The sequence below is a fragment of the Ercella succinigenes genome, from assembly GCF_900002895.1.
The window spans coordinates 1-13,016 of sequence record NZ_CDHP01000001.1 but is presented as its reverse complement, the minus strand read 5'-3'; the positions used below and the strand labels follow the sequence as shown (position 1 = coordinate 13,016).

Below are 13,016 nucleotides of genomic sequence, written 5' to 3'. Positions count from 1 at the left end.
AAAAAGGATACTCTTTGCCGGCAAAGTTATTGCGGCTTTATCAAGTCTGCCCCTGGTTCTTTTAATGACAGGGTCTAAAGTTTCAGCACAAATAACACTTCCAGATGATAGAGCTTCAACAGTTCAATTGCTGCTTTGGCTGACTGTGTTATCACTTTTACCGTCCATTTTGATAATGATGACAAGCTTTACCCGTATAATTATTGTGTTGACCTTTGTCAGAAATGCTATGGGTACACAACAGACACCTCCGAATCAGGTATTGGTAGGATTGGCATTATTTTTGACTTTTTTCTTTATGACTCCTGTTTTCAACGAAATAAACACTAATGCATATCAACCTTATGTAGCCGGACAGATTGATCAGGATGAGGCTTTAGAAGAAGCGATGCAGCCATTGAGAACTTTTATGGGCAGGCAGACATATACTAAAGACCTTGAGATGTTTATGGAAATGGCAGGAATACAGTCAGTTGCGACTGTTGATGAAATTCCAACCAGTGTTCTCATCCCTGCCTTTATGACCAGTGAGTTAAAAAGAGCTTTTCAAATAGGATTTTTTATATTTATACCTTTTCTTGTAATAGATATGATTGTAGCCAGTACTTTGATGTCTATGGGTATGATGATGTTGCCGCCAACAGTAATTTCTCTACCGTTCAAGATACTTTTATTTGTGCTTGTGGATGGTTGGGAGCTTGTTATCAGAACATTATTTAACAGTTTCAATTAGCAAAGCATGAAAGGAGTATTATTATGTCGCAAGGTGAAATGCTGACCGTAATGCAGCAAGCCGTATATACGATTTTAAGAGTGGCATCACCAATACTGATTACCGCTTTGGTAATTGGACTTATAATTTCAATATTTCAGGCCATGACACAGATAAACGAGCAGACCCTCGTTTTTGTACCGAAAATAATGGGCGTTTTATTAGCTTTGGTAATATTTGGCAGTTGGATGTTGACTACGCTGATTGAATTTACAACTATGCTGTTTAACAGTATTCCTACGTTGATGTCCTGAGATGTGATTAAGAAAGGAGTATAGATGCCAGCAGTAATTGCCAATCTGCAATATCTTAATTTCGTTGAAATAACGGTTGGTTTGACCGGACTAAACTCAGTTATTGAGATACCGGGCTTTCCGATGTTGAATTTGCAGTCATGGCCATATTATTTGCTGGTTCTTGTTCGATCATCAGGTCTTTTTACAATATCACCGATTTTTGGGCGTCGGAACATTCCCGTTAGATTTAGACTGGGTCTGGCTTTTATCCTGACAATGATATTTAGTCAAGTATACCCACCGCCCTCAAACTTTGATGTAGGACAGCCAGTAAGATATATTTTTTTGATTATAGGTGAATTGCTGATAGGTTTGATATTAGGATATATAACAGTAGTTTTCTATGCTATACCTGCAGTTGCTGGACAGTTGATAGACATTCAGATGGGTATAGGAATGGGTGCGGTTTTTGACCCATCAATGGGAACACAAACTACATATTCAGCCATGTTGCTTAATATAGCAATGACTGTTTATTTTTTTATACTAAACGGGCACTTAAAACTCATACGTATTCTGGGACTGACATATGAAAGAATACCTGTGGGAGAGGTTTCAATTGAACCTCAGTTGGCTCAGGTTGCCATGGAATCTTTTTTTCTAATGTTTTCAATGGCAGTAACTTTGATGCTTCCGATCATTGGTTCTGCTTTGATCAGTGAAGTTACTATGGGCATACTTATGAGGGCTGTACCTAATTTCCATGCTTATATGGTTGGTATTCCTCTCAAAATAATAATTGGACTGATTGTGCTGTTCGCAATGCAGCCATTTTATATAACTTTTACAGATAATATTTTTGAGCAAATGTTTATTTCAATGGAAAATATGATTGCGGGACTGGGGGGATAGCGATGCCTGGCAATGGTGGTGGTGAAAAAACTGAAAAGGCGACCCCGAAAAAGCGGCGTGACGAACGCGAGCAGGGTAATGTTTTACGTAGTCAAGATATGAGTATCGCTTTAATCCTGATCTCAATGATAGCTTTTTTGCGAATAATGATTAGCAATATGGGCGCAAATATCATGGATATTTTTTATGAATTTTTGCCAGGGGCTGACATTGGCAGTGAAACGATGACAGTATTATCGACTATGCAGTACTTTAGGAGATTGCTTGGAGATGTTTTCTGGATTTTAGCACCTTTACTTGGGTTTGCTGTAGCTGTTGGTATTATTGTTAACCTTTTACAGACAGGGTTTTTATTTTCTACTAAAACTCTAAAATTAAAACCGGAAAAAATAAATCCAATTTCAGGTGCCAAGCGGATTTTTTCCAGTAGAGCGATAGTTGAAATGGTAAAATCAATTGCTAAAATAAGTATTATTATCGCTATGTCCTGGGATATCATATATAATGATTTGCGGCGTCTGCCTTCTTTGATTGGATATAGACTACCAGTTGCTTTAGGTATGATTAGCCAGATTCTGTTTAATCTTGCTTTCCGTGCCTGTGCGGTTCTTATTGTTCTTGCTCTTTTCGATTATCTGTACCAGTGGTGGAAGTTTGAAAAGGATTTGAAGATGACCAAGCAGGAAGTAAAAGATGAATATAAAATGACTGAAGGAAATCCGCAGGTAAAAGGTAGAATAAAACAAATACAAAGGCAGATGGGTATGCTTCGTATGATGTCAGATGTAGCTCATGCTGATGTGATAATAACAAATCCTACACATTATGCCATTGCTTTGCGTTATGATACAGATATTGATACTGCTCCTGTTGTGTTAGCAAAAGGTAAAAATTATATTGCTCAGAAAATTAAAGAAAGGGCTGCCGAACATAAAATAATGACTATCGAGAATAAACCGCTGGCACAGGCTCTTTATGCCCAGTGCAAGATAGGCCAGCAGATACCAATAGATTTATATCAAGCTGTTGCAGAGGTTCTTGCCTATGTGGCAAAAGTGAAAGGAGGGTTAAGCTGATGAAGTTTGCTGATGTGTTTATAGCAGGCATAGTTTTTGTCGTAATTATACTTATTATTGTTCCACTTAGCCCTGTTTTTCTGGATTTTCTTTTGGTCGTTAATATTACCTTGGCAGTTACCGTTCTGCTTTTATCTCTTTTTACAAAAGAAGCTCTTGATTTTTCGGTGTTTCCCCCCCTGCTGCTGTTGTTGACGCTTTTTAGGTTGGCACTTAACATTTCATCAACTCGTCTAATTCTTGGTAATAACGGTGAAGCTGGTGCTGTTATCAGGACTTTCGGAGGATTTGTCATAGGCGGAAATATTGTAGTGGGTGTCATAATTTTTGCAATTATTGTCATTATTCAGTTTCTGGTTATTACAAAAGGTTCTGAACGTGTTGCGGAGGTTGCTGCAAGATTTACTCTTGATGCAATGCCTGGAAAGCAGATGGCGATTGATGCTGATCTGAATTCTGGTTTGATTAATGAACAACAGGCCAAAATACGCAGACAGAAAATACAACGTGAGGCGGATTTCTATGGTGCTATGGATGGTGCCAGTAAGTTTGTAAAAGGTGATGCAATAGTATCTATTCTAGTTACAATAATAAATATCGTTGGTGGTATCGTTATAGGTATGTTGACTTCCGACCTAGAAGTAGGAGAAGTCATTTCAAAGTATACTTTGGCAACTGTTGGTGATGGACTTGTAAGTCAGATTCCTGCTCTTATGATTTCGACGGCAACAGGTATTATTGTTACAAGAGCGGCTTCAGAAGATAATTTAGGTGCTGAAATATCCAGCCAATTATTTAGTCAGCCAACTGTTTTATATGCAGCAGGTGTGATAATAATGGCTTTGGGATTAATACCAGGTCTTCCCAGATTACCTATTTGGATGATCGCTTTGCTCTTAATTGTAATGGCTACTATTATTCGTCGTAGAATAATTGCGGCAGCCGCTGAACCTCTACCGGAAACAATTAGTGAAGAAATAGCAAATGAGAGCAGAAAACCAGAAAATGTAGTTTCACTTCTTGGTGTAGATCCTATTGAATTAGAGTTTGGTTATGGACTAATTCCTCTGGCTGATGCAAGCCAGGGAGGCGATCTTTCTGACCGTGTTGTTATGATCAGACGCCAGTGTGCAATGGATCTTGGTTTGATTATCCCCGGGATAAGGCTTAGAGATAATGTGCTTTTAAAAACAAATGAATATGTTGTAAGGATCAGAGGAGAAGAAATAGCCAGAGGCGAGATTATGGCCGATCATTTCCTTGCCATGAATGCGGAAGAAAGCAGTATTCCTATCAAGGGCATAGATACTATTGAACCTGCCTTTGGATTGCCGGCGATCTGGGTAACAAAATCTGAACGTGAAAAAGCTGAACTTGCAGGATATACGATTGTTGATCCACCTTCTGTGTTGGCTACTCATCTTTCTGAGTTGCTTAAAAGACATGCAAATGAACTTCTTGATCGTCAGCAGGTACAGACTCTTATGGATAATCTAAGGCAGTCACAACCTGCTCTTATAGAAGAAGTTATACCAAAGCTGTTTACGCTTGGCGAAGTCCAGAAAGTTCTGGCAGGACTTTTAAGAGAAGGCGTCTCAATCAGGGATATGGGTACAATTCTTGAAACTTTATCCGATTATGCAGGTGCAACTCGTAATCCTGATTTGCTTATAGAGCACTGCAGACAACGTCTGAAACGTACAATCAGCAAAAGATTTGTTGGTGATGGAAAAGCAAGAGTAATTACTTTGGATCCTCAGTTGGAACAGCTTATTATTGAAAGACTCAGGCAGACAGAACAAGGCTCTTTTGTAGCATTATCTCCTGATCAGATCCAAAGGTTGCTGCATAATCTTCGCCAATCTCTGGAAAGATTGATGTCTATCGGCGTAAATCCTGTTGTACTTACCTCTCCGGCTGTTAGACCCCATTTCAAAAAAATGGTTGAACAGATGTCCCCGGAACTGGCAGTTTTATCATATAATGAAATAGATGCAGCCATTGAAATTCACGCTGAAGGGATGGTGAGCATAGAAAATGGATGATTTGTGGCGTGATTTTAAGATAAACGGCAATCTTGAAGCGCGTAATGATTTGATCATAGAGTATACTGCTTTGGTTAAACGGGTGGTAAACCGTCTTTTTCCTGCAAGCCGCACATATCATGATTTTGATGATCTGATAAGCTGTGGAGTATTGGGGTTGATTGATGCGATTGATAAATATGATCTGGACAGAGAAGTGAAATTTGAGACATATGCTCAGATCAGAATCAGAGGTGCTGTAATTGATTATATGCGTCAGCAGGACTGGGCACCTGTCCATGTCAGGACGAGGATAAAACAGGTAGAACAGGCAAATGACGCTTTAGCACAATCGCTTGGCAGAGCACCGGCAGATCAAGAATTGGCTGATTATTTACAGATGCCCGTAGAGGATTTGCACACTGTTTTAGGTGAGGCTCATTTTTTAAGTGTACTGCATCTTGATGAATTGCTAACTGAAGCTGTGACAGAAGAATATCAATTCAAAACAGATCCTGTATTTGACCGTGATCTAGAGAGCAGGGAGTTTAAAGATATTTTGACTGAAGCAATTAAAGAATTGTCAGAAAGAGATCAGATTGTATTAAATCTTTATTATTATGATGAACTTACATTAAAAGAAATCGGTGCAGTTTTAGATCTCACTGAGTCGAGAATTTCTCAGATTCATTCAGGAATTATTCTAAAACTGCGTAACAGTTTAAAAAAAGTATTACCGTATCGGTAATCTTTGAAACAGAGTATGTATATTCGAAAGTATAGCGTCAAATATGGTATAATAAGAGGATACTGAAAAAGAAAGGTGAGATTAAATGATCAGAGGATTATATACTGCAACTACTGGTATGTTAACCCAGGAAAAGCGGATGGATGTGGTAATAAATAACCTTTCCAATGCTACTACGGTTGGATTTAAACAAGATGGTCTTGTATCACGTTCTTTTGAAGATTTGATGATTGAGAGAATGAATGATCCTTCAATTGTCCAGCGCTCAGTGGCGGTAGGACCTTTAAATACAGGTATACATATAGACCAGGTTGTAACAAATTTTGCGACCGGATCTTTGCAGGAAACCAGAAGCAATACTGATTTTGCAATTCTAGGTGAAGGTTTTTTTGCTATTAATACTCCAGAAGGAGAACGTTATACAAGAGCTGGTAATTTCCAGCTTGATGCAGACGGTTTTTTAACTACTGATTCTGGAAACAGAGTCTTAGGAGAACAAGGAGAAATAAATATAGGCCAGTTGGATTTTGCTGTTGATTCACAGGGAAATGTTCAAGTTAATGGTGCAAATATTGACCGTCTGAGGATAGTTGCCTTTGAAGACGATACTGATTTAAGAAAACAGGGTGGCAATATGTATGACTCAGTTGCTGGCGGAGCACAGCCGATTGAGAATGTTCAAGTTAGACAAGGGTTTGTTGAAATGTCAAATGTTGATTTATCCAATCAGATGGTAAATATGATCGAAATTCAGAGAAGTTATGAGATAAATCAAAGAATGATAAAAATTATGGACGAAAAACTTGGTAAGACTGTTAATGACCTTGGAAGAGTTTGATTTTGGAAATTAGATAAATTATAAATATTATTCAGGTATATGCCTGTGGAGGGAAAAAGATGTCGCAATCACTTTATACAGCTGCTTCCGGCATGGTTGCACAACAAAATAAAATAGATACTCTGGCAAATAATATAGCAAATATTAATACGCACGGTTTTAAGCGTAATCGTGTCGATTTTCAGGACACGATATATCAGACTATGCGTAATCCGGCTGATCCTGAAAGTGGAGAGAATTTGCTTAGAGGTACAGGCGTGCTTACAGGAGCAACCACTCAAAGTATGCTTCAGGGTCCTATGATGGAAACGGGCCGTAATCTTGATTTTACATTGACAAATAATGGTTTTTTTGCGGTGCAAGATGCGAATGGAAATGTCAGATATACACGAGATGGTTCTTTTCACACAAGTGAGCTTAATGGCGTGAATTATCTTGTTACTGGTAATGGACAATTTGTTCTTAATCAAGATCAGGAGCCGATTACTTCGCTTGTTACTTTTGACCAGGCTGAGGTAGGGATAAATGGTGAAATAACGGTTGACGGACAATTTTTAGATGCAATCGGCTTTTTTGATTTCGCTAATCCGGCAGGTTTAGAAGCCTCTGGGAGTCGCACATGGCAGGTAGGGCCAGCTTCTGGAGCTGCTGAAATTGCCGTGGATTCTGAAATTAGACAAGGTTACTTAGAAGGCTCAAATGTAGATCTAGCAGAGGAATTAACTCAGCTCATAGAAGCACAAAGAGCATATGCATTTTTAAGTAGAGCTATAACAACAACTGACGATATGAAAGCAACTGCTAATGATCTGCGTCGCTAATAGAATTAATGGAGAGATAAAAAATGAATAATATTCGCCAATGCAAAAGATGCCGTAAACTGTTTAATTATGTAGCCAGTCCTTATTGCCCACGCTGTATAGATGCAATTGATCAGGAATATAGAACTGTTAGAGATTATATATATGATAATCCGCATGCTGGTATATCAGAAATATCTGAAGCTACCGAGGTTGAGGAAAGAACAATTTTGCAGTTGTTGAGAGAAGGCAGATTAGAATTAGATAGTGCTTCATCAGCCTTAAAGTGTGAAAGATGTGCAACCAACATCCAGACAGGCAGGTATTGTGATAGTTGTCAGATGCAGCTTAGCAATGAATTGAAAAGCGTGCAGCAGTCATTTGCAGGGGCTTCAGATTCGCCATTAAGCAAACGAAACAAAACAAATATAGCGAAACCAACAAAAAATACAGATAAAGACTCTAAAGATTTTAATGAAAGAATGCATTCAAGAAAACCGTAATCTGTTCGATAAATATAAGTGACATGATATTAGCCGTACGAAAATTTTGTTTTTATGGCTGACTGGGGAGGAATATATATGAGAATAGATCCTAATATTGGTGCAAATGCAATCAAGAAATATGAGAATAATGTGCGTCATCAATCACAGAGTACACCTTCTAGATTGACTACTCAATCTGATAGAGTTGAACTTTCAAAACAAGGACTTGAGCATTCCAGCATTGTTAAAACAGCACATCAGGCAGAAGAGTTTAATGCTGAAAAAGTAAATGCTATTAGAGAGCAGATTCGTACAGGTCAGTATAGACCAAATGCTGAAATTATTAGTCAGCGCATGGTAGAGCAGGTTGGTCTTGATATTATTGTCTGACAGGGTGGAGTTATATGAATGATTCGCTGGTGAAATTGTTGGATTATCTTTCAAAAGAAGAATCCATATACAGACTTCTTCTCGATTTATCGGATCAAAAGCGTCAAGCTATAGTAAAAGGTGAAATAGCTTTGCTTGATGAAATTGTTTCTAAAGAAGAGTCTCTTATAGAAGAGATATCTTCTATAGAAGAAGCAAGAATGGATTTGACGAAGGAAATTGCAATAAAGTTTAAAATAAGACCTGAAGAAATTACTTTAGATACTTGGCCTGAAAATCTTTCTGAAAAAGATCATGAGGGACTGAAGAATAAACAGAATGTTTTAAGCGAATTGTTGCAAGAGCTTGACAGGCAGAATCAGATAAATGCAAAACTAATAGAGGTTCATCTTAATTATATAGATTATCTCTTCGATACTGCTACTCAGACAAAAGAAACAACAGCATATTCAGCCGACGGCAGTCTGGACTCTAAAAAATCGCAGTCTGCCAACCTCTTTGATGAAATGATGTGATATAAATGAGTACTTTTTATGGTTTGGAAATAGCTCGCAAAGGATTAACAGTCAGTCAAAAAGCGATTGACGTTTCTGCCCACAATATTGCAAATGCAAATACTACAGGTTATACGAGGCAACGTCTTAGTCTTGCTGCAATAGAACCGGGATTAGGATATGCTCGTTTTTCGCAAGGTGTATTGGGCTCTGTAGGTGGTGGAGCAAGAATAATTACAGTTGAGCAGGTTCGCAGTGAGTTTCTCGACAGACAGTTCAGGCGCGAAAACACACAGATGAATTACTGGAATGAGCGGGCTAGCGGTCTTGCTTATGTTGAATCCTTGTTTGATGAGCTTGGCAATACAGGAATTACGTCAGCTATTGCTGATTTTACAGACAGTCTCCAGGAAGTGAGTAAAGATCCTGTTAATAAAGAGTATCGCACCAATATGCTTCAGAATGCTCTTAAGATGACCGAAACTTTTAAGCATTATTTCCAACAACTAAGTTCAAAGCATACCGAGCTTGATTCACAAGTTGAGGTAAAAACGAATCAAATTAATGATCTGGCACAGTCTATTGCCGACCTTAATGTACAGATCTCAAGATATGAGTTAAGTGGACAGAAAGCGAATGATCTTAGGGATCGTCGCAATCTTTATCTTGATGAATTGTCAGGAATAGTTGACATAACATATAGCGTAAATAGTGATGATCAGCTTACTGTTGAAATAGGTGGTAAAGCACTGGTAAGTCATTCGGATGTTACAAAGTTGCAAGCTGTTAAAGCAGAAATCAGCCCTTTGCCAGATCCTCCTACCGGTCTGCAGACCAATCTTTTTCATGTTCAATGGAGTGATGATGCAACTGCCGTTGATATAAGTGGTGGTGCTCTTAAGGCGATGCTTGATTTAAGGGACGGCAATACAACTGATAATATGGGTATACCGTGGGTTGTTGAGCAATTGAATCATTTTGCCAGAAATTTAGCGGAAGAATTCAATATTGTACATGCTCAAGGCTGGACTATGCCAATAGGCAGTGATTCGGAAACCGGTATTAATTTCTTTAATGATAATGGCGGAGATTATAGCCAAATAACAGCAGCTAATTTTGATGTTTCGGATATTATAAAAAATGATGTCTATAAGATAGCTGCTTCGGGCGTTGAAATAGAAAGTAATATGTACGAACAGGGTAATAATGATAATGTCAAGGCAATGATCGGACTTTTTGACCGTAATGATATAGGTAATGGTATAGGCAGTTTTAATAGTTACATGAAAAGTCTGATAGGAACAATGGCTATTGAAATTTCACATACGAACAAAATGCAGGATAGCCAGTATGTAATGCAGCAGAGTATAGATATGCAAAGAATGTCTCTGTCGGGTGTTTCTTTAGATGAAGAAATGACCAATCTGATTAAATTCCAGCATAGCTATTCGGCTTCTGCCAGAGTTATAACGGCTATAGATGAAATGTTAGATATACTGATTAACAAGACCGGTCTTGTCGGCCGCTGATAGATAAGGAGTATTACCATGCGTGTTACAAATGGAATGATGATAGGCAACTATCTGAATAATCTCAATAGAAATATGAAAACTATGAATCAGTATAATAATCAGTTGTCCAGTAATCGCAAGATAACAAAAATTTCCGATGACCCGGTTAGTGTTGTTACTTCGATAGATATCAGGGCAAAAATACGCGATCTTGATCAGTATCAGAAAAATGTCGAAGATGCTCAGACATGGATTACTCATGTTGAAACTGCAATTATGGATTTGAATGAATCTATGAAATCGGCATATGAAAGATCAATACAGGCTGCGAACGGTGTTCTTAGCGAAGGCGAAAAAACTGCTATTAATGAAGAAATAAAGCAGCTCAAAGAGCATGTTTTCCAAACTCTTAATTCAACATATGGCAGCAAATATATTTTTGGTGGATATAATACCAATACGGTTCCTTTTGTAAAAGAAAATGACGGAACTATTACTTATAACAATTTTAATCTTGAAACAGTAGATCCTGCGACTTTGCCTCTTCAACAGCTGAGTTTTGAAATAGGCAGAGGTCTTGAAATGCCGCTTACCTTCCCAGGACATGAAGTAGCAGGAACAGGTGAAGAGAATATAATGAAATTATTTGATGATCTGATCTCTTTGCTTGAAAGTGATGGCTCAGGTGAAGAAATCAGTGCTATGGCAGATAAATTTCAGAAAAAACAGAATGAAATTCTGGCAATGGCAGCAGATCTGGGTGGGAGAACTAACCGTCTGGAGCTTGTGAGTAACAGATATGGAAAGGATGCTATCAATTATGAGGGTGTTCGTTCTAATATAGAGGATATTGATCCAAGTGAAGTAATTATGCATTTCAAAATGGCGGAGGCTGTTTATAATGCTGCTCTTGCTGTTGGCAGCAGAGTAATAGTTCCTTCTCTGGTTGATTTTTTGAGATAAAACAAAAGATTTAATCGAACTTTAATTTTTAGTGCCTTTTAATTTACAAACATTTGGAGGCGTGTATTGCCTTTAAGACAAAAATAATAACAACTAAAGAACGGATGAGTGTCGTGCAAATGGAGATTACCCGGCAGCGTCCAGTTATGGAAGTAAGGACGATACCGGCAAAACTGAATATTGAGCGTATTGGCAGACCTGAATTCAGGATAAGAAATAATCCGCCGCAGATGAGAATTCATCATAGATTACCGACTATGCAGATAGATCGTTCGCAGCGCAATGCAATGCTGGATCGCATGTCTATTTTTCAGAGAACAGAACAGCATGCTGCACAAAGCTATACTATAGGTCTGGAAGCAATAGGACGAATTGCTGAAGAAGGCAACAGAATGGCTGCTATTTATAAGCGTCATAATTCTATTAGTCAAATTATAGCCGATAGAGCCAGAGGTCCTGTAAATCTGACTGTACACTCTTTGCCAAGCCCTCAGATAGATTGGGATCCTGGGCAGATGGAAATAGAATGGACTCCCCATGAATTTTCCTTAGAATGGATCATGGATAAAATGGTAGAAATGCATTATGAACCTGGTAGAGTCGAATTTCATATGCTGCAGTATCCTGATATTGAAATCAGATTTACCCCTAAAGACAGACCACGTTTTGAACCTCAGATTCCACGGCGGGTCAGCCGTTTAGATAAAACCTTATAATAAATAGCTGCTGGAGCAGCAAGAAAACGGGGAAAAAAACAATGTTGCTTAATACGATTTTATTTGGCGAAATAACTGTGGAAGATGAGAAAATAATTTTTTTTGAAAACGGATTGCCTGGTTTTGAACATCTGAAAAAATATTTGCTCGTTATACTCGAGCAGACAAAACCAATTTTTTGGTTACAAGCTATAGAAGAAGATATTGCTTTACCTGTTATCAGTCCTTTTGACGTTGATCCTAATTATTCTCCGACCATAGATGATGAGGTATTTAAAACCATAGATCTGATTAATGAAGAGGATTTACTTGTTTTATCGGTTGCTGTTATCCCTGATGAACTAAATAAAATGACTGCTAATCTGGCTGCACCTGTGCTGATAAATACAGTATCAGGCAAAGGTTGCCAGATATTGGTTGAGGGTGATGAATATCAGGTTAGGCAACCTGTTTTTGAGTCTTTGCTCAACGAAAAAGAGGGGGAGACTTAATATGCTGGTTTTAACAAGGCAGAAAAATCAGACCATTGTTCTTGGGGATGATATAAAGGTTACCATTGTTGATATAGATGGTGATCGTGTACGTTTGGGCATAGATGCACCAAAAAACATGCGTATTATGCGAGCAGAAATAATTGAAGAGGTCAGACAGATAAATCAGGAATCTGTTAAATCAAATATTGCTATTTTACAAAAAATGGCAAGATCAAATGAGCAGAAGATAAAGTCCGTATACTTGGTGTAAATTGAGAAATAAAAAAGAGCCACGAGCTCGCTTTCGGTATAATAGGTTTTGCGAAACTAACAACTGAAAGGAATGAGATCATGGCTCAAGTACATCTTACACTGGAAGACGAAATTCTTAAAGACCTTATGCTTGGAAATCGGGAGAACGGGGTGGCGAAATTACTGGAAAAAGTATTTGATGCGGTGCTGCGAGGACAGGCCAGCGAACAATTGAATGCCGAGCCGTATGAGCGAAGTGATGGACGTGTCAGCTATCGGAATGGCTATCGCGAGCGTACCCTGACAACTAGAGTAGGAACGCTGAT

The 13,016-nt window shown here is 38.4% G+C and carries 17 protein-coding genes; all 17 read left to right on the top strand.

Annotated elements, in window-relative coordinates; translation table 11 throughout:
- Positions 1-64 precede the first annotated feature (64 nt).
- A complete protein-coding gene (gene fliP, locus AC0KSB_RS00085; protein WP_472305712.1) occupies positions 65-733 on the top strand; it encodes a flagellar type III secretion system pore protein FliP in 669 nt (222 codons plus the stop codon).
- A gap of 23 nt (positions 734-756) precedes the next feature.
- Entirely contained in the window at positions 757-1,026 is a 270-nt protein-coding gene (gene fliQ / locus AC0KSB_RS00080) for a flagellar biosynthesis protein FliQ (protein WP_472305621.1), read from the top strand.
- 24 nt (positions 1,027-1,050) lie between these two features.
- Positions 1,051-1,920 carry a flagellar biosynthetic protein FliR gene (gene fliR / locus AC0KSB_RS00075; protein ID WP_472305620.1) on the top strand — a complete coding sequence of 290 codons (870 nt, stop codon included), beginning with the start codon at positions 1,051-1,053 and terminating at the stop codon, positions 1,918-1,920.
- Between the two features lie 2 nt (positions 1,921-1,922).
- Positions 1,923-2,996 (top strand): flagellar biosynthesis protein FlhB, encoded by a 1,074-nt coding sequence (gene flhB / locus AC0KSB_RS00070; RefSeq protein ID WP_472305619.1) that lies wholly within the window; start codon positions 1,923-1,925, stop codon positions 2,994-2,996.
- A complete protein-coding gene (flhA, locus tag AC0KSB_RS00065) occupies positions 2,996-5,041 on the top strand; it encodes a flagellar biosynthesis protein FlhA (RefSeq protein ID WP_472305618.1) in 2,046 nt (681 codons plus the stop codon). Before flhB ends, flhA begins: the two co-directional genes overlap by 1 nt.
- The gene (locus tag AC0KSB_RS00060) at positions 5,034-5,768 is read left to right on the top strand and encodes a sigma-70 family RNA polymerase sigma factor (RefSeq protein ID WP_472305617.1); all 735 of its coding nucleotides are present in this window, start codon (positions 5,034-5,036) and stop codon (positions 5,766-5,768) included. Before flhA ends, AC0KSB_RS00060 begins: the two co-directional genes overlap by 8 nt.
- 85 nt (positions 5,769-5,853) lie before the next feature.
- Positions 5,854-6,606 (top strand): flagellar basal-body rod protein FlgF, encoded by a 753-nt coding sequence (flgF, locus tag AC0KSB_RS00055; protein ID WP_472305616.1) that lies wholly within the window; start codon positions 5,854-5,856, stop codon positions 6,604-6,606.
- A 59-nt stretch (positions 6,607-6,665) separates the two neighbouring features.
- Entirely contained in the window at positions 6,666-7,427 is a 762-nt protein-coding gene (locus AC0KSB_RS00050) for a flagellar hook-basal body protein (RefSeq protein WP_472305615.1), read from the top strand.
- Positions 7,428-7,450: 23 nt separating this feature from the next.
- A complete protein-coding gene (locus AC0KSB_RS00045) occupies positions 7,451-7,909 on the top strand; it encodes a hypothetical protein (RefSeq protein WP_472305614.1) in 459 nt (152 codons plus the stop codon).
- Positions 7,910-7,987: 78 nt separating this feature from the next.
- A complete protein-coding gene (flgM, locus tag AC0KSB_RS00040; RefSeq protein ID WP_472305613.1) occupies positions 7,988-8,281 on the top strand; it encodes a flagellar biosynthesis anti-sigma factor FlgM in 294 nt (97 codons plus the stop codon).
- Positions 8,282-8,295: 14 nt separating this feature from the next.
- On the top strand, positions 8,296-8,796 hold the full coding sequence (locus tag AC0KSB_RS00035; protein WP_472305612.1) for a flagellar protein FlgN: 501 nt from the start codon (positions 8,296-8,298) through the stop codon (positions 8,794-8,796).
- A gap of 5 nt (positions 8,797-8,801) precedes the next feature.
- Positions 8,802-10,304 (top strand): flagellar hook-associated protein FlgK, encoded by a 1,503-nt coding sequence (gene flgK, locus AC0KSB_RS00030; RefSeq protein ID WP_472305611.1) that lies wholly within the window; start codon positions 8,802-8,804, stop codon positions 10,302-10,304.
- Between the two features lie 18 nt (positions 10,305-10,322).
- The gene (flgL, locus tag AC0KSB_RS00025; protein ID WP_472305610.1) at positions 10,323-11,249 is read left to right on the top strand and encodes a flagellar hook-associated protein FlgL; all 927 of its coding nucleotides are present in this window, start codon (positions 10,323-10,325) and stop codon (positions 11,247-11,249) included.
- A 104-nt stretch (positions 11,250-11,353) separates the two neighbouring features.
- Positions 11,354-11,965: a DUF6470 family protein gene (locus AC0KSB_RS00020; protein WP_472305609.1), complete on the top strand. Its 612-nt coding sequence runs from the start codon at positions 11,354-11,356 to the stop codon at positions 11,963-11,965.
- Between the two features lie 41 nt (positions 11,966-12,006).
- Positions 12,007-12,456: a flagellar assembly protein FliW gene (fliW, locus tag AC0KSB_RS00015; RefSeq protein WP_472305608.1), complete on the top strand. Its 450-nt coding sequence runs from the start codon at positions 12,007-12,009 to the stop codon at positions 12,454-12,456.
- 1 nt (position 12,457) lies between these two features.
- Complete coding sequence (gene csrA / locus AC0KSB_RS00010) at positions 12,458-12,709, top strand: carbon storage regulator CsrA (protein ID WP_472305607.1); 252 nt, start codon at positions 12,458-12,460, stop codon at positions 12,707-12,709.
- An 80-nt stretch (positions 12,710-12,789) separates the two neighbouring features.
- Positions 12,790-13,016: transposase (locus AC0KSB_RS00005; protein WP_472305606.1), on the top strand; the 227-nt coding region annotated here is incomplete at its 3' end.